The sequence below is a fragment of the Paenibacillus donghaensis genome, from assembly GCF_002192415.1.
Classification (GTDB): Bacteria; Bacillota; Bacilli; order Paenibacillales; family Paenibacillaceae; genus Paenibacillus_AQ; species Paenibacillus_AQ donghaensis.
This window is the reverse complement of the sequence record NZ_CP021780.1, coordinates 2,999,313-3,023,403: the sequence shown is the minus strand read 5'-3', so window position 1 is coordinate 3,023,403 and position 24,091 is coordinate 2,999,313. Positions and strand designations below refer to the sequence as shown.

The 24,091-nt window shown below is 55.6% G+C and carries 8 protein-coding genes; all 8 read right to left on the bottom strand.

Going from position 1 to position 24,091, the window contains the following annotated elements; translation table 11 throughout:
- Positions 1-21: 21 nt before the first annotated feature.
- From B9T62_RS12985 to B9T62_RS12950, 8 genes are read right to left on the bottom strand one after another with little or no spacing between them, the layout of a single operon-like run.
- Positions 22-6,627, bottom strand: coding sequence for a non-ribosomal peptide synthetase (locus tag B9T62_RS12985; RefSeq protein ID WP_087915634.1), 6,606 nt, complete (start codon positions 6,625-6,627; stop codon positions 22-24).
- A 24-nt stretch (positions 6,628-6,651) separates the two neighbouring features.
- Positions 6,652-13,224 (bottom strand): non-ribosomal peptide synthetase, encoded by a 6,573-nt coding sequence (locus tag B9T62_RS12980; protein ID WP_087915633.1) that lies wholly within the window; start codon positions 13,222-13,224, stop codon positions 6,652-6,654.
- Positions 13,224-16,373, bottom strand: a complete 3,150-nt coding sequence (locus B9T62_RS12975; RefSeq protein ID WP_087915632.1) for a type I polyketide synthase — start codon at positions 16,371-16,373, stop codon at positions 13,224-13,226. The genes B9T62_RS12980 and B9T62_RS12975 overlap by 1 nt, the downstream gene beginning before the upstream one ends.
- A 5-nt stretch (positions 16,374-16,378) precedes the next feature.
- Complete coding sequence (locus B9T62_RS12970) at positions 16,379-19,708, bottom strand: non-ribosomal peptide synthetase (RefSeq protein WP_087915631.1); 3,330 nt, start codon at positions 19,706-19,708, stop codon at positions 16,379-16,381.
- Positions 19,709-19,723: 15 nt separating this feature from the next.
- Positions 19,724-21,355, bottom strand: coding sequence for a non-ribosomal peptide synthetase (locus B9T62_RS12965; RefSeq protein WP_087915630.1), 1,632 nt, complete (start codon positions 21,353-21,355; stop codon positions 19,724-19,726).
- Positions 21,352-22,665, bottom strand: a complete 1,314-nt coding sequence (locus B9T62_RS12960) for an ACP S-malonyltransferase (protein ID WP_087915629.1) — start codon at positions 22,663-22,665, stop codon at positions 21,352-21,354. Before B9T62_RS12960 ends, B9T62_RS12965 begins: the two co-directional genes overlap by 4 nt.
- Positions 22,666-22,700: 35 nt before the next feature.
- A complete protein-coding gene (locus B9T62_RS12955) occupies positions 22,701-23,828 on the bottom strand; it encodes an acyl-CoA dehydrogenase family protein (protein WP_087915628.1) in 1,128 nt (375 codons plus the stop codon).
- Positions 23,828-24,085 (bottom strand): acyl carrier protein, encoded by a 258-nt coding sequence (locus B9T62_RS12950; RefSeq protein WP_087915627.1) that lies wholly within the window; start codon positions 24,083-24,085, stop codon positions 23,828-23,830. The genes B9T62_RS12955 and B9T62_RS12950 overlap by 1 nt, the downstream gene beginning before the upstream one ends.
- Positions 24,086-24,091: the final 6 nt, after the last annotated feature.

Sequence of the window (24,091 nt, the reverse complement as noted above, 5' to 3'; positions counted from 1 at the left end):
CTGTTCCCTCCTGTAATTTGGTTATTGTCGGCCTTGCCGTTGTTTGCCAGCCAGTTGGGCCAGGGCGCTGCGCCGGGAATCCGCCCGATCCCGCTCCAAGGGCAGTCCATCGTGTGGCTTTGAAGCAGCTTCATCTTCCAATAGGAATTCACACAGCTCTGTTATCGTCGGATACCTGAATAGTTCTACCATGGTCAGCCTGCTGCCATAATCCGCCTGTAATTCGCGGAACAACGCTACCATGGTAATCGAATCACCGCCAAGATCGAAGAAGTTGTCGTGCAGGCCGACATCCTGACGGTTCAGGACTTGGCGCCAGGCTTCTGTAATCTGCTGCAAGAGCTGGGCCGACCCGGTTGGCAGTTCGCCGGTCAGGAGAGCGGCTGCTTCGTTTGTTTCCTGAGACTGTGGTGCCAGCAGAGCAAGCGCATTGCGGTCCACTTTGCCGTTAGCTGTCAGCGGGAAATTCTCCAGTTCCTGTATGGCAGATGGCACCATATACGAAGGCAGCTTCTCTTTTAAATAGGCTGTCAGTGCCTTGCCGATGTCCGGTTTGCTCTCTGTTGTGGATGTTTTATCAGAAGAATACCGGTTCAATTCGTCCAGTTGTCCGGCCAGGCTCATCTGCTCCTGCGTAATGCCGCCCCCAAGCAGGCAATGCAGATACACGTCGCTTGCGCCCAGTCGGAGCATCGGCCGGATCTGTTCAAAGCCTAGAGTACCCATCTGAATCAAGCCAATTCCATGTGCAGGACCTTTATCTTCCAGCAGTTGCGAGATGATCCCCGCCTCCATCATCGCATAGCCCAGACCGTCCTTCTGCCCATACATAGGGGCGATGGCATCCATCCGGCCGATCAGGAAGATCTGGAAGGCCGAAGCCTCATAAACCGCGCGGTTTCCCGGCGCATGAATAGCAGCATTGATCCCTGGGTTTTCTTCGAGCTGTACAAGCTGATGCTCCTTGCGGTTGTAATAATACAGGCCGCCAGGCAGTGCTTCTACTGCTCCCGGCTTCAAGTGGAAGTAGACTTGAACCGGATATAAACCACCTGCTGAACCATATTGGAACTTGGGAAAAGGCAGCCCGTCGAAGGTTCTTTGCGACAACGCGGACGTAAATGCCCCGAATTGGCGCTGGGAAATCGGTTCCTGCACGAAGGTGCGGTAGCTGCGCCGCCGCAAGAAGGGGGCACCTTCGTCGGTGTCATACAGACTGTAGCTTCTACCCGACAGATCTTTCCGCAGTGCGGGTTCATTCAGTTTGAACAACATCCGGTCCACCGCGCCTGTAATCAGCTCCTGTCCGGCCATACCCGCAACACCGTAGGCTTGTTCACGGTCCACGGTCACGTAAGCAGTTAACCGCTTGCGTTCGCCTTCTCCTTGGGTCAGTACGGCGGCGTTCTTGATATAAGAGTGGGATTTCAGGGCAGCTTCAACCTCACCCAGCTCAATGCGATGGCCGCGTATCTTGATCTGCAGATCCTCCCTGCCCAGGAATTCAATATTTCCGTCCCCGGCGTACCGCCCGAGATCTCCGGTACGGTAGAGCCGCTGGCCGGTCAGAGGATGACGGATGAATCGTTCTAGGGTGCGTAATTCATCCTGCCAGTAGCCCATGGCAAGCCCTGCTCCCCCAATGTACAGCTCTCCGCTCACGCCTACAGGGCACTCCTCCATCCGTTCGTTCAGCACGTAAATCCGTTGATTGGCAAGTGAACGTCCGTAAGGAATGCTGGTCCAGCCAGACATGAATTCCTTGACCGGGAAGGCGATCGACCAAATAGCCGCTTCGGTGGCTCCCCCCAAAGAAACTACTTCAAGTCCCGGATTCAACCGGCTGGCTGCTTGAGGCAGAGCCAGTGGTATCCAGTCGCCGCTAAGCAGAGCCAGACGCAACGAGCTGCACACCGGTGAAATCTCCTCTTTGACCAGTTCGGTGAGCATACTTAGAAGCGCTGGAACCGTATTCCAGAGCGTCACGCCAGTCCGGTTCATCAGCTCCAGCCAATGTGCAGGATTTCTAAGATGATCTTTGTCCGGCAGCACCAGTGTGCCTCCTGCAGAGAGCATCCCGAAGATGTCGAACACGGACAGGTCAAAGTTTAGCGCGGACAAGCCGAGCATGACATCATGCGGTCCAACCTCATAAGTGCGCAGGATTTCTTCAGTTGTATTCAGAACAGAGTGGTGATTGACCATCACACCCTTGGGAACGCCTGTGCTGCCTGATGTGAACATAATATACGCCAGACGGTTCGCCGCCTCCGGGTCCGCTGCATCGTAGCTACCGTCCGCTTGGCATTCCCCTGTAAGAACAACCGGCACAAGTTGCGGCCAATCCGTATGATCCAAATGGGGCTGGACGACAGCACTTTTGACTTGTCCAAGCCGCAGAAGCTCTGCAATCCGGCCCTTAGGAAGCGAAGCGTCCACAGGCAGATAAGCCCCACGGGCTTTGAGAATCCCGAGTACGGCGGCGATTTGCTCCCAGCCTTTGTGCATCACAACGGCCACCGGCTCACCTGGCCTGATTCCAATTCTTAAGAGCTGACCGGCTACAAAATCTGCGTAGCTGTTTAGTTCGGAATAACTCAGCTGCCGGCCGGAGGCGATAAGAGCCACGGCGGACGGACGGTTCCCGACATGGCCATGATAACGCTCAAGAAGTGATTCAGGTAACGAATTCGGCCTTAGAGAACCGGTATGGAACGATGCCATCTCATGGAGACGTTCGCGGTGCGGCATCCTATGCGCAAGCTCCATGCTCAGGGGCAGTGGTTCGTTCCAGACTTCACCTTCTTTAGCCAGCATACTCAGCAACTGGCAATAGGCCGCGAACATCTCGTCCAGCATGCCGTCCGGGAACAGCTCATCTACCGAATCCCAGTTGAAATGGAGTTCCCCATTGCGTTCCAGCACTTGATGATCCAGCCATACCTGAGGGGTCTGCGAGACACTGTAACGGTCCTCCTGCAAGGTCTGATCTGGCGGGGCTGCGCCCCCAGCTTGCTCCGTTTGGTTCAGAATACTCGTGAAGATCACCGGTACGATGGCTTTCGACGGCTCTTTATATTTGGCCAGCAGCTCCCGCGTCACCCGCACACCGCTGAAATAGCGGTGATCCATATCCTCCAGCAGCCTGCGCTGATGGCGCTGCGCCCGCCGGATGAAAGCGCCGGGTTCACGGTTGTCGATTTCCAGCAGGGTAAGAGATGTGAAGTCCCCTATGACTTCCCCCACTTCGGGATGGATCGGCAACCGGTTGAATAAGGTCAGATTAAGGGCGAAATGCGCCTTGCGGCTCCATAACGTCAGCACTTCGGCAAAAGCGGACAGCAGCGTCACCGTAGAGGTAATGCCATACCCCTCTGCTCTTTTTTTGATCTGCTTCCACTGTGTGGCAGACAGTACATGCTGCCGCCGCCTGAATTCCGGCTTGAGCACTTGCGCCGGCTCCTTCACGAGTTCAAACTGCGGTCCCATCGGCAGGGAGTCCAGCCGGTTCTGCCAATACGTCTCAGAGCGGCGGAATAATTCGCTCTGTTCAATATCTGCCGAGGCCAGCACATAATCGCGGAATGACAGGGTCAGAGGCTCGAAGACATGGGCTGGATTCGAGTACAGCACAGACAGCTCGCGCAGCAGCAGCTCAAGGCTCCAGGCATCGGCGATGAGCAGATCGACGCTGATATGCAGGCGCACCCGGCCTTCCGGCAACCGAGTGGCGCGGACATCAAACAGCGGCCACTGGCAGCAATCCAGAACCTGATGCGACATCTCTTCACGAAGGGAGTTTACGTGTGCGTTCCGCTCTTCTCCCCCGGTGGAGGCCATATCATAGGAACGGATCGCATAGCCGGGAACGTGAGGCAGAATTTGCTGCCGTCCATCCGGCAGCATCACCGCGCGAAGCATCTCATGGCGTTTAATCAAAGACTGAAACGCCTGTTGGAACACCTTCAGATTGAGGTCTGCAACATCATTTTCAAAATACATATGGGTCGATACATTCCCAAGCTCCAGACCTTCTGCACGGCCGATCCAGTAGGCTTTTTGCACATCGGTCAGTGGGAAAGGTTCATAGCGCTCTGCCTCGGCAACCTTTACCTCGGGAAGATCTGTATACACACTGATGCCCTGGTTGGCCTGTTCCGCTGCGAGTGCCGCGAGATCGTCCACAGTGGGATGATCGAAAAACTGCTGGAGAGAAAGCTCCATACGGAAGGTTTTGTTCAGTACAAACAAAATCTGCGTCGCCAGCAGGGAATGCCCGCCTAGCTCGAAGAAGGTTTCCTGCCCGTCCGTGATCTCTATACCCAGGCTCTGCTCCCAGATTTCTTTGACTTTTTGCCGGTAATCCATGCTTGAAGGCCTGTTTGCTTCGCCTAAGTCACTCGCAGCATTTGTTGCGGCACGTCCACCGGATGGGCCAATCCAGAACACCTCGCGTTCAAAAGGATATGTGGGCAGCTCCAGCTTGCGTCTATGCTCCCCATCGTAATAGAGCATCCAATCCGGTCCAGCGCCTGCCAGCCACAGCCGGGAAATTTCCGTTTGCAGCCAATATAGACCTGGGGCTTGATCAGCTGTGGAAGGCTGTCCGCAGTCTTGACCGGACTCACCGAGGTTGAGAATATAGATCTGTTCCGCCTGTGCGGGTGCCTGCCGGGAATGGCTTTCAGCCCCTTCGATACCGGCCTGCTTCAGAGCATCCTCCAAAGCGCATTCGCCTTTCAACACCCGTGCGACCCAAGCTCCTGTTCCTGTACCGGTAATGGAGGAGACTTCGATGCCCCAACTGAGAAAAATACGGCCAAGCGCCATTTGCAGGGTGAACGATACTATTCTCCCAGCCGCGTAATCCTCTGATACTAGCGCGGACCGCACCGAATGTCTCACATCCAGTGGATATGAGCGGCGGATTTGGTCGGACAACTCGCCGATCCAATGCCGGAATGGCGGATGTGATTCGTATAAATCGCGAGCGGCCTCGGATGAGAGCACACAATTCTGGGAAAAGCTTAAGCCAACCGCTGATTTGCCCTCGGCGACAGCACTGGAGGGAGTAATCTTCGCAGCCCTAAGCTGTTTCAGCAGATCAGTACGTCCACGGAATACTATGGCTGTTGAGACGGGAAACACCGCGCGCCCTGTCTTTAGGGTGAAGGCTACGTCGCTTAGATTCAGCTGCTGGTGTTCTTCGATATATATGGCCATATTGGAGCACATCTGTTCCAGCGCACTTGTGGTCTTGGCCGACAGGACGAGCAGCTCACAGCGGTTCTCCGCATCACCTTCCGTCCGGGCCGGTGCTTCGGTTAACACCAGATGGGCATTAATACCCCCTAGTCCAAAGGAGCTGACTCCGGCATATCGTCCCTGCTCACCCGCCTCCCAGTCAGACAACATATCATTCACATAGAAGGGACAATCCCGCTCCTCCAGTTTGGCATTCGGGGTCTCAAAATGCAGACTCGCCGGAATTTGCCGGTGTTTAAGCGAAAGTGCCGTTTTGATCAGACCGGCTGCCCCGGAAGCCATCTCGACATGTCCAATGTTGGTTTTGGCCGAACCAATCGCGCAAAAACGGTTCGAGCGCGCCGATGCAAACGCCCTGCTGAGTGCTTCCAGCTCGATATCATCCCCTAGCGGCGTGCCGCTGCCATGGGCTTCAACGTAGCTGATATCATCCGGCTGGACTTGAGCGATGCTCATCGCTTCGGCAATGACTGCAGCCTGGCCATTCACGCCCGGAGCGGCATAACCAATCCGGTTAGCGCCGTCGCTGTTAATCGCCGACCCTTTGATCACAGCTTGGATCGAATCGCCGTCCCGCAGCGCATCCTCAAGCCTTTTCAAGACGACAACCCCGAGGCCGTTGCTGTATACCGTCCCGGTAGCTTCTGCGTCAAAAGCGCGAATCTGCCCATCCGCAGCGGTCAGCCCTCCCTGGTGGTACACGTAGCCTGGCACCTGCGGGAATTTAAGCGTCACCCCCCCGGCCAGAGCGAGGTCACATTGCCCGCTGAGCAGACTCTCACAAGCCAGATGTGTTGCCACAAGGGAAGTGGAGCAAGAAGTCTGTACGGCAACCACAGGTCCGCATATATTAAGACGGTAGGCGATTTGTGCAGTCATATGGTCTTTATCGTTGGCGATCATCAGCTGCAAATCACTGACGGATTCATTCCGGTCCCGGTCCGCAAGCAAATGGTTAATCAGGTACGTACTAGTGCTGACTCCCGCGAACAAACCAATCAATCCGGGATAATTCAGCGGATTATATCCCGCCTTCTCCAGCACCTCCCAAGCGCATTCCATAAAAATCCGATGCTGCGGATCGGTGATTTCGGCTTCCCTGGCAGTTAGCTTGAAGAAGGCCGCATCAAATTTCTCCGTATCCTTCAGTGACGTGTTCACTTGAATCAGGCCTTCGCTTCCTAAGCGGTTCAGGGGTTCAATGCCTGGTCCTGCCGGTGCGGGGCTTAACTGAAGCGCATCCGTTCCACTGGCGAGAAGCTCCCAATATTGCTCCAAGGAATCTACTCCGGGGAACCGGCACACCATGCTGACGATGGCGATATCATTGCTTATATCCTGCTCCGACTGTTCTTTGCCCACTATGTTTCCTCCTTATGTTGATAATCATCTGCGGCGCGTCTGTCTCGCATGAAACCGTCTGTCTGCCCTATCTACCGCTTTTTGCTCTATCCCGGCTTGGGATTCGTCCACTGGAGCATTCCCGAGAAATTCGACCAGCGCTGCCACTGAGGTATGCTTGAACAGCTCGACGATGGGAATCTCGCGGTTTAGCATGCTTTGCAGCTTCAAATGCATCTGGACCAGCTTCAGCGAGTTGCCACCCAGGTCGAAAAAATGCTCGTCTCTGCCAATGGACGGCCGGTTGAGCAGCTCCTTCCAAATGGTTGTAACGGTCTCTTCCAGTTCGGATTGCGGCAATCCCGCGGTGGTCCCGACCTTCTCAGGCGCAGTAGCCAGGAGTGCCTTGCGGTCAATTTTACCGTTGGGTGTCAAAGGGAATTCATCAAGAATGCTAATACTGTAAGGAACCATGTATCCTGGTAACCGGGATCTCAAATGGGCTCGCAGCACCTCTGGGTCCGGCACCGATTGCCGGTCAGGGTTGAGAATCACAAAAGCACGCAGACGTTTCGCATCCTGCTCTCCTTCTGCAAGCACAGTAGACTCTTGCACGCAGGGCCACGTCTTCAGGGCACTCTCGATTTCACTTAATTCAATGCGGTAGCCGCTGATTTTGACTTGGAGGTCGTCGCGGCCAAGGAATTCAATGACCCCGTCTGAGCCATAGCGCCCCCAGTCTCCTGTCCGGTAGAGACGTTCTCCGGTGATGGGCGACCTGATGAAACGCTCTGCTGAACGCACCTCATCCCGCCAATAGCCGCCGGCCAGACCTTGACCGCCAATGTATAGCTCTCCAGGCACCGCTACCGGACATTCCTCCATCCGTGCATTCAGCACATAAACACGTTGGCCAGACATGGATAGTCCATAGGGAATGCTGTGCCAAGCCGGATCAACCGTGTGAACCGGGTACTGAATCGACCAGATGGCCGCTTCGGTTGCTCCGCCAAGGGCAATTACTTGGGTGGAAGGGTTTAGACGGCGGATGGCTTCCGGAAGACTGGAGGGAATCCAGTCTCCACTCAGCAGACACAATCTGAGAGAATCGGGCCGAACCTCAGGTGCCGCATACATTACAAGCATGTTCATAAAGGCGGGAACGCTGTTCCAGACTGTGACTTGTTGCATCTGCATCAGCTCCAGCCAATGAGACGGATCGCGCAGCCGGTCCGCGTCTGGCAGTACAAGTGTACCTCCGGCCGTCAAACAGCCAAAGATGTCGAATACGGATAAATCGAAGCTTAATGAAGATAAGCCGAGCACAATGTCTTGCGGGTTCAGCTCATAGCTGCGGTTGATGTCGGTCAAGGTGTTGACCGCAGCCTGATGGCTGATCATCACTCCTTTGGGCGTACCAGTGCTGCCGGAAGTGAATAGAACATAGGCCAGCTGATCCCCCATCTTATCGGCGTTGCTGCCATATTCCGGCGTAGCTTCGTATCCGGTGTTCTCGTTGACCTCTATGCTGTGAATGCCGGTAGCGGTCCAACTGGCCGCAGGTACAGAGGACTGAACCAGTGCGACTTGTACCTGTCCAAGCTCCAGCAGCTCGTTGATGCGGTAAGCGGGCAGACTCGCATCCACCGGCAGATAGGCGGCTCCGGCCTTCAAAATACCGAGCACCGCTGCCACCTGCTCCCAGCCTTTGTCCATCACCACGGCGACCAGGGTCTCCTGCTGTACGCCATAGGCTACCAACTGATGTGCTACAGCATTGGCTTTGCGGTTCAATTCCTTATAAGAGAAGGTATACCCGCCCACAATCAGCGCCGTTGCATGGGGCTGGCTGCAGGCCATCCGCTGAAAGCCTTGGTGCAGGGCAACATCCGGCAGCTCCAGGCTGCGCCGGTGCCGGGTATCCAGTTCCGCCAATTGGAGGTGGTGAGCGAATCCGGCTGTACCCGGGCCAGCCAGTGGCAGCGGCAGCTCCCAGGCCGATTCTTCTTCCGTCAAACGGCGGAGCAAGCTTCCGTAGACGGCAAACATCTCTTCCAGCATCCCCGGCGGGAATTTGCCCTCTACCGCGTCCCAATTGTAATGAAGCTCGCCGTTGCGTTCAGCTACTTGGTGATCGAGCCAGACCTGAGGGGTCTCCGACAGACTGCGCGCTTCCGTCTCGGATTCATTCCTCCGCTGAAAGATCTGATCGAATCCGTCAGCTGTCCCTTCCTTGCCGGACAAGTCCAGCAGGCTTGTGAACACCACCGGGACCGGCTCACTGAGAATGCTCTGGGCCAGAAGTTGTTCCGTCACGCGAATACCGCTGTAGAGGCGGTGATCGAGATCGGTCCACAGACGCTCCTGCAGCTGTTCAGCCCTTCTGCCAAAAGAACAAGAGTCCCGATAATCCACCTCCAGCAGAGAGATGGTTGTGAAGTCGCCAACCAGCTGATCCATCTGCGGATGCAGTGGCAGCCGGTTAAACAGTGTCAGATTCAACAAGAAATGAGGCTGCTTGGCATACAGTGCAAGGACTTCCGCATAACAGGCGAGCAGCAATGCGGAAGTGGATAATCCCCGTCTGCGTGCAGTTGCGGACAGCTTCGACCAGAGCCGTGCCGGAAGTACAGCCTTCCAGCGCTTGAATTCCGGCCGTTCAGGGCCGTGAAGGGCTGAAGCTGGCAGCTGAGGAGCGGCAGGAAGCCGTGGAATCCGCTCTTGCCAATAGGACTGTGCCCTCTGGTAACGGCTTGCGGAGGTGACGGACATCAAGGACAACACATAATCACGAAAGGTTGCTTGGAGTGGAGGCAGGGCGGCCGTTCCAGCATACAGCCCGGCTAGTTCCTCCAGGATAATCCGAAAACTCAGTGCATCAGCAATCATAAGGTCAAAGCTGATATGAATTCGGGTTCGTCCTTCCGGCAGCCGAGTTGCCTCGATTGCGAACATCGGCCAACTGCCATTATGAATGGTGTGCGCCATCACTTGACGAATTCCGTTCAGCCGTGAGGTACGCTCTGGCTCAGAGCAGCCGCTTACGTCCACAACGTTCACTTGGTAAGGCGGAACTTCTTCAAGAATCTGCTGCTCACCGTCCGGCATTACCCTTGCCCGCAGCATAGGATGGCGTTTCACAAGCGCCTGGAAGCACTGCTCGAAACGTCCGAGATCAAGCCCGGCGAACTCCATCTCCTGATAGACATGGGTGGCCGCACTGCCTGTCCGTCTTCCGCTCCAATAAGCCATCTGTACTTCCGTCAACGGAAAAGGTTCAAAGGCTTCCTGCGGCGACACCCGGAATTCGGGTAAGTCCACTGTTACAGCACGTCCTGTCTCCAGTAACGGGTTCACTGCCGCTGCATCCAGTTCAGCTGCCACATTGGCAATGGTAGAAGCAACAAGCAGCTGCCGGAGTGTGAAGTCCACCTCCATCTTGGAACGCATTTCCGCCAGCAGTTTAACTGCCAGTAAAGAATTTCCTCCCAAATCAAAAAAATGATCGTGGATGCCAACTCGGCTCCAGTTCAGTACCTCTCCCCAAATTTCGGCGAGCTGGATCTCAATGATGCTCCGCGGTGCTGTGTAGCTCCGGGTCACATCCGCTTTGTCCAGCGGCAGCCGCGCAAGGAATTGCCGGTCAACCTTGCGGTTGGGTGTTAACGGCAGCTTCTCAAGCTTAATAAAACGGGCCGGGATCATGTAACTGGGCAGCACGGCGCGCAGCATATGCGCAAAGCCTGCTTCACCAGGAACGGTACTCTTGCCAAGGGCTGCTGGTGAGGGTACCCAATAAGCAGCGAGCAGCTGCTCTCCCTGTCCGTCGTCACATGCGACTACGATGCTGGCCGCAATGTCAGGATGAAGGTTCAATTGATGTTCAATCTCTGAAGGTTCAATGCGGAAGCCTCTCAGCTTGAGCTGCTGGTCTTTACGGCCGAGATAGACCAGTTCTCCTCCTGGAAGGAGCCGTACCCGGTCTCCTGTATTGAACATCCGTCCACCTGACGGGTGATGCGGATTCATAATGAACTTCTGTGCGGTCAGTTCCGGCTGACGGTGATACCCGTCCGTTACACTGTCGCCTCCGATATACAACGTGCCTTCGGCTCCGAAAGGCACAAGTGCCAGCTCTTCATCCAGAATCAGGCAGGTCGTGTTGCCAATCGGCCTGCCGATCGGGACTTGGTGCAGGAAATCATCCGGCGTAAGTTTGTGGGCCAGAGACCATACTGCAGTTTCGGTGGGCCCGTACAAATTCCATACCGTGTTACCCCGGGTGAACAATTGTGCAGCCAGTTCCGGCTTCAGCTCCTCACCGCCGCACAGCAGATTCATGCGCTGTGAACCCTTCCAGCCTTCTGCCAGCAGCAGCCGCCACAACACAGGTGTTGCCTGCATAAAGGTTGGCATATAACGGTCGATCTCCCTCATAAGCAGTCCGGGATCGCTGTTGCTTCCCTCCTGCGGGAAGATGACGGACGCCCCTAGGGATAAGGGCAAGAACAGTTCGAGCAAGAAAATATCAAACGAATATGTCGTAAGGGACAACAAGGAATCTTCGGATGTCATCTGCAGCAGATCCTGCATGGAATATAGGAAATGCACCGCATTCCGGTGAGTGACGGTTACCCCTTTGGGCTGGCCGGTACTTCCCGAGGTATAAATCAGGTAAGCGTGCTGCGGTGTACCCGATTCCCGGGAGACAACGGAGTCGCCAGGGGGCTGCCAACATACGCTGCCGGGGCTGATATCGCAGCAGCGGTGGCCGCCGAACCGTTCGGCTTCCGCAGGATGATCTACCAGAATGCAGTCGAGCTCGGCATGGCCCGCGATATATTGCAGCCGCTGCTCTGGAAAAGCCGGATCAAGCGGAACATAAGCGCTGCCGCTGATTAAAATGCCGAGAATGCCTGCTGCAAGCTCGAATGAAGGAGCGGCGCAGATGCCGATGCGCCGGCCGGGACCTGCGCTGCCTGAGTGCTGTAAAGATACGGCTAACCGCTCTGCTGCCCCGTATAACTCTGCATAGGTGTAGGATCGCTGTCCGCAGACCACAGCCACGGCGGTTGGCCTGGCGGCCGCTTGTCGCTCCACCAGTGAATGCAGTGTGGAGCACTCCGGGTAAACGGCTCCCGGACCGGTACCTGCCCTTAGCAGCTTTGCCTCTTCCAGTGGAGCAATCAGCGGAAGAAACCGGAGCGGCTGATGTGCTTGCGCTGGCAAATGTCTAAGCATCCAGACATAGTTTTCGAGCAGTCCTTCGGCCAGCCTTTTGTCATAGAGATCGGTGTTGTATTCCAACATCACGTCCAGATGGTGGAGATGCTCGATCACTTCCACGGTGATATCGAATTTGGCGGAAGACTGAGTCCACTTCTGTGGTGTGCAGACAGCGCCATCCAGTTGATCCAACGACATATTGCCTTGCTGAAAGATGAAAAAGAGCTGGAATAAAGGCGAATAAGCCATGTCCCTGGGTGGATTTAATTCTTCCAGTACATGCTCAAACGGGACCTCCTGAGCGTTCAAGGCTCCAAGCACCGTCCGGGTAGTCCATTGCAATACTTCCATGAAGCTGTTCGCATCGCGGATATCCGTTCTTAATACGACATTGTTGACGAAGCAGCCCAGCATCTCTTCCGTTTCTTCCCGGCATCTGCCCGCCGTTGGGGTGCCGACTACAGCATCTCCATTAACCGTGTACCTGTACAGCAGAACGTTAAAAGCAGCCATTACAGTCATGAAAAGTGATGCGCCTGCGGACCGTGCGAGAGCCCTGAGGGCTTCAAGCTCTGGCGCTTCGAGCCGCAGCGAGCAGCTGTCCCCCCCTGAGGTCAGCATACGCGGGCGCGGGCGGTGGGAGGGTATCGTATAGAAAGGATCGGCTCCCCGCAGCTGCTCCTTCCAGTAATCCAGGCCTTCCGCCAGCATGTCTGGCTGCATCCACTCTCTCTGCCAGCAGGCATAATCGGCATAGTCATACCTATGCCGGTTATGTCGAGGACTCTGACCCTTGCATAATGCGTTATAGAGCTGCACCCATTCTTGTGTAAGCATTCTAAGCGACCAGCCGTCAGCAACAATATGATGAATGACGAATACAAGCATATGGTCATCCTCTGCCAGTTCGAGTAATCCTGCGCGCAGCAAGGGCGCCTGGCTAAGATCAAACGGCTGTGTAAGCAGTGGCTGGGCCGCCTGTTCGGCCTGCTGCAGCCGCTCTGATTCAGTTCCGCCGGCAACCTTGATCCGCACCAGCGGAATATCGCTGTGAGTGGCGATATACTGATGGGGTTTCCCTTCCATAGAGATGAAGGAGGTCCGGAAGCTCTCATGCTCCGACGCCAGCAGGCGCAGGCTGGCTTCCAACGGACCGGTCTGGAGGCGGCCGGTTATCCGGATGGCCTGATACAGATGATAACTGGAAGCGGTGCCGCCCAGCTGCTCCATCAGCCATAAACGCTCCTGGCTAAAGGACAGAGGCAACCCGGTTTCTCGCGTTTGCTTTTCCAGTGGAATTTGCAGCACAGGGATTCCCCGCTCACGCATTTGCCGCCGGAACCATTGTTTTTGCTCAGGGGACAACGCGGATAAGGCTACTTGTTCTGCCATTACCCCTTCCCTCCGCCCGGTTTGAGTTTGTCTTCTGCCAAACCGCTGGCAATCTCTTCACTGCTCATGGCGGCCATTTCCTGGAATAATTGTTCAATGGTCTGTTTCTTGGATACGTTCTGAAGTGTATTCTCTAACAGCGGAGCCATTCCGCTTACGGTCGGATGCAGAAAGATGCTGTCGATCGACAACTGCACACCCATAGCTTGCCGAATCCGCTCCAGTACCTGGGTGGCAAGCAAGGAATGGCCTCCCAGCTCGAAGAAGTCATCATCCACACCGACCGGCTGCAGATGAAGCTCCCCCTCCAGAATATCCACAAGCTGCTGCTCCGTTCTCCCCTCCGGTGCGCGGTAAACTGCCGTTACTTCAGGCCGGGCATGGTGTCCGCTATAAGGTTCGGGAGCGGGATTTGGTGGTACGGATACACCGGATGCATGAATCCCGCGGGCAGCAGCGGTATGGGTGCTGACCGGGACAGCTTCCGGATATACCCAGTAGCTCTGGTGTGAGAAGGCATACGTCGGCAGCGGTACCCGCCGGCGCGGCTCATTCCCGTAATACAGCTCCCAATCCAGTTCAGCTCCCCAGACCCATAGGTTGGCCATGGCCTGTGCCAGCACCTTGGCGTCCTCATCCTGCCTGTGGGCAGGGCGGATGGCGGGCACCCATACGCTGTCATTAGCTGCCGCCGGGTTCTGCCGCCCCAGACTGCATAATGCGGAGCCTGGCCCCAATTCCACAAACAAGCGGTTCCCTTCGTGAAGCAGGGCTTCCAGTCCGTCCATAAATACAACAGGTTCGAGAATATGGCGGGTCCAGTATTCGGGATCGGTAGCCTCTTCAGCCTGCAGCCAAGTCCCGGTAAGACAGGACATCAGCGGAGTCACAGGTTCATGTAATTGGATCTGCCTCAGCAGTTCACGGTAAGGAGCGACCACCGGCTGCATTAGAGGAGAGTGAAAGGCGTGGGATGTGGCCAGCCTTTTATGATATATCCCCTCTTCTGCCAGCAGATGCTCCAGTTCGGCAATGGCTGCCTTTTCTCCAGACAGCACGCATAGCGTAGGACCGTTAACCGCAGCTAGAGTAATTCTCGCCTGGAGATATCCGTCTACCGCTTCACGGCTGAGACCTACCGCCAGCATGTCTCCCCTTTCGGTCCGTGACATCCACTCCGCCCTGCGGCAGACCAGCAGAACGGCATCCTCAAGGCTGAATACTTCAGCAATTGCCGCTGCGGCATATTCACCCAGACTGTGGCCAATCAACGCCTGGGGGCGGAATCCCCGGCTGATCAGCAGCCGGGCCATGGCGTATTCGACCGCAAATAATAGCGGCTGGGTAAGCGCGGTCTCATTCACATCCAGGGCTTGCGGATGATTCTTCACAGCTTGAATCAATGGCTGGATATCCATCCCCGTGAGGTTCTTGATCTGCACTGCGCAGCGGTCGAAATGTTCCCGGAAGACCGGCTCAGAAGCATAGATCCCTTCGGCCATCCCCGCATACTGCGAGCCTTGTCCCGTGAACATAAAGACCAGCGGGCGCTTGCGGGAAGGGCTCTCACCATGGTATATCGCATCCGGATCAGCCGTTTCCAGGGCTAGGACAGCTTCTTCCGCCGTAGAGCAAACCACAGCCGCTCTGTGTCCGAAGGTCTGTCGGCCCACGGAGAGCGTATAGGCGGCATCCGCCAGTTCTGTCTTCGTGTCTTCGCGCAAATATTGCTGCAATCTTTCCAGATTACCATTCAGGGAAACCTCGGTTTTCGCCGAGACGGGCAGGATGCTCCACCCTGGCGCTGCTGCTACTGCTGTACTGGACTCCTGCGGACCTTCTTCAAGGACCACGTGGGCATTGGTTCCGCCCATGCCGAGCGAGTTCACTCCGGCGCGGCGCGGGTAGGCTTGCTCAGTCCAATCCATAAGCTTGTTGTTCACATAAAAGGGACTGTTGTCAAAATCAATTGCCGGATTGGAACGTTTATAATTTAGTGTTGGCGGAATTTGCTTGTGATGCAGCATGAGCGTTGCTTTGATGAATCCGGCGATACCGGCTGCAGAATCCAGATGCCCTATGTTCGTCTTGACCGAACCAATTGGACAATAACCGAGCTGCTCCGTGCCATGGCGGAATGCCTGGGTCAACGCCTCGACTTCAATGGGATCTCCCATCCGGGTGCCGGTCCCATGTGCTTCTACGTAACCGATAGTCTGTGGATGAACCTCTGCCAGTGCCTGGGCCGCAGCGATGACTTCGGATTGTGCGCCTACGCTTGGCGCGGTATAGCTGATTTTATCCGCCCCATCATTGTTGACTGCAAACCCTTTGATGACGGACCAGATATGATCCTTGTCGCGGATCGCCTCATCCAGCCGTTTCAGTACCACCAGCCCGTACCCGTTGCCCGGAACAAATCCGCTGCTATTCTCGTCAAAAGCACGGCAGTACCCATCCGCCGACATTATTCCTCCAGGCTCATGCAGGTAGCCCGCCCGTTCAGGCGGACCTACCGTGATGCCTCCGGCCAACGCCATATCACATTGATAAGTCAGCAGACTCTGCGCTGCCATACAAACGGACACCAAAGAGGTGGAAGACGAGGACTGTACTGCAATGGACGGTCCTTTGAGATTCAGCCGATAGGAGATAGTTGTAACCATGCTATCCTTGTCATTGCCGATAGCTGCCTGCAGGTTGCCGGTGGCCAGCATTTTTTGAAGATGGGGATAGAGGTTAAGGAACAGATACGAACTCATGCTTTTCCCGGCAAAAACACCAACTGAGCCTCCGCATTCCGCCGGCTGGTAGCCCGCATGCTCCAGCGCTTCCCAAGCACATTCGAGCATCATTCGGTGTTGGGGGTCCATTAGCTCCGCGTCCTTAGGGTTGATCCCAAAAAAAGCGGCATCGAACGCATCCAGCTGGCCGATCTCCCCTTTGGCCCTGATATAATTCGGATGACTCAGAATGCTGGGGTCAATGCCGGCCTCCTCCAGCTCCTGGCTGGAGTAATGGGAAATGCAGTCCTTGCCCTCCGTCAGATTTCGCCAGAAGGCCTCCAGATTCTCGGCCTGGGGGAATCTTCCAGACATACCGATAACCGCAATCTCATTTCCGTTATAAGGATACTCAGGATGACTCATAGCATCTATTCCTCCCTTTCTGTGGTGCTGCGAACCGCTATGGAAGAAGCTGTTTTCCGATAACGGAGAAATGCGTTTTTTTGCTTGGCGGCTGTCTCTTGAATGGCAGTTCCTGGCGTATCATGCGCGCCTTCGCTGAGATAGCTGGCAAGCGAACGAACGGTTGGATATTTGAATAAATCCACCAGCTTCAACGAAACTGTAAACTCCCTGCTCAGACGGTCATGTACTTTGGCCAACAGCAGCGAATGTCCACCCAGATCAAAAAAGTTATCATCTACTCCAAAGTCCCTTAGCTGAAGAATCTCCTCCCAGACCTTAGCGATGCTACGCTCTGCGGCCGTCTGTGGCTGGTCATGGGCGGACCCGCTGGGGATCAGGCTCTCGCCAGGCTGAGGGAGAGCGGAAACCTCGAGCTTGCCATTTGCATTATATGGAATGTGGTCCAGCTGAATATAAGCAGCTGGCTTCATATATGCTGGAATCCGCGGCTCCAGCCAAAGTGCCAATTGCTGGCCGATAATACTGGTGCGGCTGCGAACCGTATAGTAAGCGATCAGGCGCAGGTTGCCTTCATAATCCGGCTGTGGATGCACAGCAGCCTCCACTACCTCCGGGCAGGCACATAAATGCCGCTCCACTTCACTCAGCTCAACCCGGTATCCACGAATCTGGACCTGCCGGTCGCTGCGGCCGATGAAAGCTAATTCGCCGCCGGGGAGGAAGCAGCCGGTATCTCCGGTCAGGAGCAGACGCTCACCCTGGCGGAATGGATGAGTAATGAATGCTGCTTCAGTCAAATCCCGGCGGTTCAGATAACCGCGGGCCAAGCCGTGTCCCGAGATGCAGATTTGTCCTTTCACCCCAATGGGAACCGGCTGCAGCTGAGAGTCCAGCACATATATTTGCTGGTTCGCTACAGGTCTGCCCAGCGAAGCGGAAACCGTCTGTGCCCCGTCCTGCCCAGGTTTCAGCAGCGTGTATGTGCTGCATACGCCGGATTCTGACAGTCCATACCCGTTGGCAATGTCAACGTTACGCAGCTTGTCCACATGGGTGGGCAGCAAGGTCTCTCCTCCGCTGAGGATCAGGCGCAGTCCGGTGGTGGTTCCCCCGTCACTGTTCAGGCGCCGCACCATGGACGGCACAGTGCTGAGAATCGTAACCCGGTGCCGCTCCATATATGCCCGCAGCTTGTCCAGGTGCAGCACCGTTTCGGTATCCGCCAACACCAGTGTCCCTCCGGCAGCCAGAATCGGCAGCGATTCCCCGATGAAACTGGCCGAAGCGACCGATGAAACAGGCAACAGCCGATCCGTAACCGACGCTTGGTACGATGTAATAAAGGAATGAATCAGATTGTCGATGCTGCGCCGCTCCAGAAGGACACCTTTGGGAGTACCTGTCGAGCCGGAGGTGAAGATGATAAAACTGAGCGATTGCGGAGAACCAACGATAGTCGGTCTCCAGTCGTCCTGTTCGCCAAGCACCGGGAGCTGTTCCTCCAGCAGGATCAGACGCTCAGCCGAAAGCGGGAGCTGTGCGGCATGAATGGCATCAGTGACTGCGTACACGTGGCCTAACTCATCCATCATCTGCCGGATACGTTCTCGGGGCATAGTAGGATCAATGGGTACGACCGCTCCTCCCGCTTTGGATATGGCCAGCGCGGCCGCCACAAAACGTGTGGAGGAGGGGAGGCAGACGATTACAGGCGCCTCTTCGGGAAGTCCCTTAGTCATTAGCAGTGCCGCCAGACGGTTCGCCCACCGGTTCAGGTCGCGGTAACTAAGTGGCTGTTCCCCTTCAAGCACCGCATATAGTTCGGGGGCCTCGGCGGCTCTGCGTTCGATCCATCTTAGGAATCCATCTTCCGGCACGGGCGTTGCTGTCTCGTTCCATGTCTGCACAATCAGGTTCTCCTCTGTGGGATCCAGCAAATCAAGTCGTCCGAGCAATTGCTCCGGACTAGCCAGAGCTACCGATAGCAGCCGGGCGAAATGGGCAGCCATACGCTTCACCGTTGCTCTCGTGAACAGATCGGAACTGAACTCAAAAGTCCCGCGCAGTCCTCCGTCCTCCTCCCAGCAAGATACCGACAGATCATTCTGGGCTATCCCGATATCCAGCGGCACCGAAGACAATCGTAGTCCCTGGGCTTCCATTGCAGGCATCTCCAGGTTATCGAGCTGGAACATGGTCTGGAAGACCGGCTGGACGCTTCGCTCGCGGTCCGGGTTCAGCTTCTCCACAAGCAGATCGAATGGCAGCTCCTGATGATCAAAAGCTAGCAAGACCTCTTCCTGAACGCTCCTTGCATATGCTATAAAAGGCATTTCGTTCTTGGGATGCGTGCGGACCACCACTGTATTCACAAACATCCCGATCAACGGCTCCAGCTCTGTTCTGGTCCGTCCGGCTACTGGTGTGCCGACCAGTAAATCATCGGCTGCACAATATCGGAAGAGCAGTGTCTTGAAGACAGTCAGCAGGAAGTGGAACACCGATAAACGTTCCTTCCTGCAAAAACGCTCGATGCGCCCGTAAAGATCAGAATCTATAGAAAAGGTCTCCATCCCTCCCAACCCCGACATGACACTCGGCCGTTTATAATCGGCCGGGATATCCAGCATAGGGGGAGCCCCTTCCAACTTCTCCAGCCAGAATGCCAGATCCCGGGCATATACAGTCCCTTCATTACGTCTCTCAAGCCACCGTACGTAGTCCCGGTACTGTAACGCAAGCGGCTGCAAGTCAGGTGCTGTCCGATTCAGCTCCGCTTCATACAGACGTGTGAAATCCCGCAGAAGAACTCCCTTGGACCAGCCGTCCCCCACGATATGGTGCATACGGATGATCCAGATGTGTTCCTGCTCAGCAACACGCAGGAGTGTGAAGGAAATCAGCGGATCATGCACCAGATCCATCGGTTTGCCTGCAATATGTGAAACTTGCGTACGCAGCCATTCGTCAGGACAGGCTGGACTAATGTCCTCTACTGACAGCACTTCAAAGGCCAGCTCTCCTGTGCGTGGGCAGGCGTAAGGCTCACCCTCGTGCAGCCTGTAGCTCACATTCAGCAGTTCGTGCCGTTCCAGCAGGGAACGCAGGGCTGCACGCATGCAGTCCAGGTTCAGATGACCTTCAATCTTCAGCGCCGCACTGTTATTGAAGGCGGAGCTTCCCGGATGAAGCTGCTGGAGGAACCAGATCCCGCGCTGGGCGTGGGACAGACCGAAGGAGCCGGACTCTCCCGTGCGGGGAATCGCCTGGTGTCCCGGAGCTGAAATCCCTTTTTTTCGCAATAATGAATCATACAGTTCATTGTTCATCATCAATCATCCGCTCCCTTAGATTCGTGCGGCCTTCCTTCCGTGGAGGGCAAGCAGCAGGCTCCGGTCTGCTTTGCCGTTGGGCTTCAGTGGAATATCGTCGATCCAGATGAAATCTGTTGGAATAGCGTAGGCAGGCAAATACAGAGCCAGCTCAGCGCGCATGATCTTCAGCTTTTCTTTGTCCGGAAGTGGTTCTGCATTAGCTGCCGCAATCACAAAGGCAGTCAGGAATTGTTCTCCCGCGTCACCTGTGCGTACCCCTGCAACAGCTGCTTTGACATGGACGCTGCGGAGTAAAGCGCCCTCCACTTCGCCCAGCTCGATACGCAATCCGCGCAGCTTGATCTGATCGTCTTCCCGTCCGGCGTACAGTACTTCTCCTTCTAAATTCCATGCGGCCAAATCGCCTGTCCGGTACATGCGTTGTCCTGGTTCATAAGGATTCGGCACGAATTTCTCCTGTGTCAATTGCGGCTGGTTCAGATACCCGCGGGCCAGCCCAGTTCCTGAGATATAGAGCTGTCCTATCTCCCCAATGGATGCCAGCGAAAGATCATCCCGCAGAACATACAGGCGGATGTTATCAATGGGTCTTCCGATGGGAATCTGCTGCTCCAGAGAATTCCGCTCGCAAACATGATAGGTGACGTCAATCGCCGCTTCCGTAGGACCATACAGATTAATCAGCTTCACACCGTACTCCGCCGGGAACGTATCATAGAACTGCCGGGCCAGCGGCGCGGTTAACGCTTCTCCGCTGCAAAAGACATACCGCAGGCTGCGCAGGCGTTCCAGCGCAAAGCCGCTGCCGATATACTCAAGGAACAAACGCAATACGGATGGCACAAAATGAACAACGCTGACCCCTGTCTTCTCGATGAGCCGAACGAACACACGCGGATCATTCTCCTTGCGCGGCGGCAGCAGACAGACCGCTGCTCCGGTGGTTGCCCACCAGACCAGCTCCCAGACCGAGACGTCGAACGTATACACTGTTTTTTGAAACAGGATATCTTTGCTTGTAATCGGAAATTGGGTCTGCATCCATTCGATCCGGTTCACCAAGGCCCCATGTTCCATAAGCACACCCTTCGGGTCCCCTGTGGAACCCGAAGTATAGATGACATAAGCCAGGTCACCGGGCTGAGGACCGTCCGGCAGGTTCGTCTCGGGCAGGTCAAGGTCTGTCAGACTGTCTAACGGGACCCATTCAGTAGTTGCAGGCAGTATCGGCGGGCGGGAATGGATGCCTTCTGTAATGATCCAACCCGGCGAGCTGTCTGCCAGCATTCTTTCCAGCCTCACAGGCGGGCTCTGCTCATCCAGCGGCAAATAAGCTGCTCCAGCTTTGAGGACGCCGAATACCCCGACCAGCATGTCAAAAGAACGCTCAAGCATTAAGGCTACAATCGCTCCGCTCCCGGCACCGCTTGACCTCAGGATATGAGCCAACCGGTTCGCTGCGCGGTTAAGTTCGCCATAGGAGTAGACGGTGTCCTTCCCATATACAGCGGGTGCAAGCGGCTGCTCCGCCACCCGTGCTTCAAACTGCTGAACCAGTGTGGTGTCCTCTGAATAAGCTGCTGCGGTATCATTGAAGCCACGCAGTGTAAGCATCCATTCATTCTCCACAGGAGGCAGGTTCATTCCGGTTCCCTCCTTGCTAATGACGTGTACTCCGTTTGTAGCTCCACACCGGTTTTTTGCTTGATTTGCTGCCAGCGGAGCTGCTGTTCCTTATCCGGGGTCCGCTTCTCTTCAAACACAGCCTGCAGCATAGACAGCGCTCTAGCAACATGCTCTTCTCCCAGCGGGAACACCCCTTGATCCAGCTCATGCTTCATCTGTTTAACCTGTGTGTACAGCTGCAAGGACGGCATGTCAGAGGCATCAGCCTGATTGTAATTACGGGTGGTCATGGCATGAGTTAAGCACATGCCGATCGCTTTAAGCCGCAAATCTTCGGCAGTCATTATGGATTCGCTCCTTTGCCTGCCTGCCGAAGACGCGATGAGGTGATTCCGCATGTTTATCCGGTCCATTTTTTCATCGTGGGCATACACACGGATTTGCTCTGAAATTTCGGGCATCAGTGTCTTGAGAATGTTTTGCGGTCCCATTTCAATGAACGTGCGGATACCGTTCTCCACCAGAAATGTGATGGATTCCTGCCACAGGACAGGCTTGTATAATTGCTGCGGCAGCAACATATGCATTTCCTGGATGGACGTATAAGGCCGTCCGGTAACATTGGACAGGAGTTGGCAGGCCGGGAGGCTCCAATTGTTTTGGAGCAGTTCCGCCGCCATTTCTGCCGCTCTCGGCTGCATCAGCGCGCAATGGTATGGGGCGCTGCCGATCAGATGGCTGATCTGAGCTTGGGATGACGATTCCGAGACCCGCTGTTCCAGCTCTGCCAGTGCCGCATCTTGGCCGGAAACCGCGAGCTGGCTTCGCGAGTTCAGACAGGCGATGCTGACCTCCTGTCCCTCAGCTTGCAGCTCCTGACACAACAACTCGACTCGCGCAGGGTCGACCGATTTCATGATGCTCATTGCACCGCCTGTGGCTCTCATGACCTCTTCCGCCAGACGGGCGCGATATCGGACCAGTGTCAGCCCATCCTTAAAAGACAAGGCACCACTGCAAATCAGTGCAGAGTATTCGCCCAGACTGTGTCCTGCCATATAAGCAGGCAGCGGCCCGCCTTGCTCCACATATAAACGGTAATGGGCCACACTCGACGCACAGATGGCCGGCAGCATATGACCGATCCGATTCAGCTTGACGGTACTGCCCTGCATCATCAGCCCGGATAAGGACAGACCGAGAATTTCATCCGCCTCGTGCAGCGTATCCTGCACAACCCGCGAGGATTCATAGAGGCTGCGCATCATGCCTTTATATTGGGCCCCCGATCCGGGGAATATAAGAGCCAGGTCTGCTTGCTTATTCATTTGATCTTCCCCTTCTTTCACAGATACGGATAGTGTCACAAACGGAAGGTTCGTGCAATTTGCAATTCATGCATCTGTGAAGTGCCCTCAATAATCTCCATGATCTTGGCGTCCCGATAGCACCGTTCCACTGGATTTCCGTTCAAGCAACCCGCTGCACCGTGGATCTGCAAGGCATGGTCGGCAGCAAGGACCGCCGTTTTGGAGGCGTGGTACTTGGCGACCAAGGTCTCTGTGATGGCCGCCGGATCACCTTGCTCCCTCAGCCGTCCGGCGGCGGCGCACAATTCGCGGGCTGCTTTGGTTTCGGTGATCATCTCGCTCAGCATCTTCTGCACAAGCTGATGTTTGCGCAGCTGTTCACCGAACTGGGAACGCGCAGCCGCATAATGAAAGCTCAGCTCCAGGCAGGCTTGAGCAAGCCCCACGCTGCCGCAAGCAGTGGTATAGCGGCCTTCATCCAGCGCATAATTTGCTACATGAGTGAAGCCAAAGCCGACTTTGCCTACCATATTCTCCGCGGGCACACAACAATCCTCAAATGATAGCTCGGCCAGCATATTAGCCCGCAGGCCCATCAACCCGTGCAGTGGCTCAACTCTCAAGCCGGGAGTTCCCCGCTCTACCAATACGGCGACACCGCGGCCGTTCAGCCGGGCGAACACTAGAAACAAATCGGCGACTTGCCCGAGCGTAATATACTTTTTGCGGCCATTCAGGATAATGTGCTCCTCTTCTTTCACTGCTTCCGTCTCGAGCTTGGCGATGTCGCTCCCTACCCCCGGTTCGGTGATGGCAATAGCCGGTATCACTTCACCCGCCGCGATGGCGGGCAGCCATTTGGCCTTCTGGGCTTCCGTCCCAAAACGCGAAAGCGGTTTGCAGACCATGCCGAATACAGTGCAGGCGTTCTGTACCGAAGCATATCCCCGTCCCAGCTCTTCATGGATGGCTCCGAGGGTGGCGTAGTCGGCGGCGGTCCCCCCATATTTTGCCGGAACTGCCAGACCCATAAGCCCCTGTGCCGCCATCTCGGTGAACAGTGCGCGTGGAATCTCTTGATCTTGATCCATCTGGACGGCCTGAGGTTGGATGCGCGTATCAACAAAGCGGCGAATGGCTTCAGCCGTAGGGACGGCCGGCGTTTGCAGCGGCGTATTCATTAGAGTGCAGCTCCCGTCTGTTGATGGCGTTCAATCAGCACAACCAAATCACGAACCGTCTTGATATTGTCCATATCCAGCTCTTCTTCTTCCAGCTCCAGGTGGAACGTCTTCTCGATGAACATAATCAGCTGGATCATGAACAGGGAATGCACCAGGCCCAGCTCCAGAATATTGTCGTCCTCATGAAGTTCCTTGGTTCGCAAGGAGCGGGTGAGAAATGAAGTTACCTTTTCTTTGATTTCCTCATGATTCATAGGGAT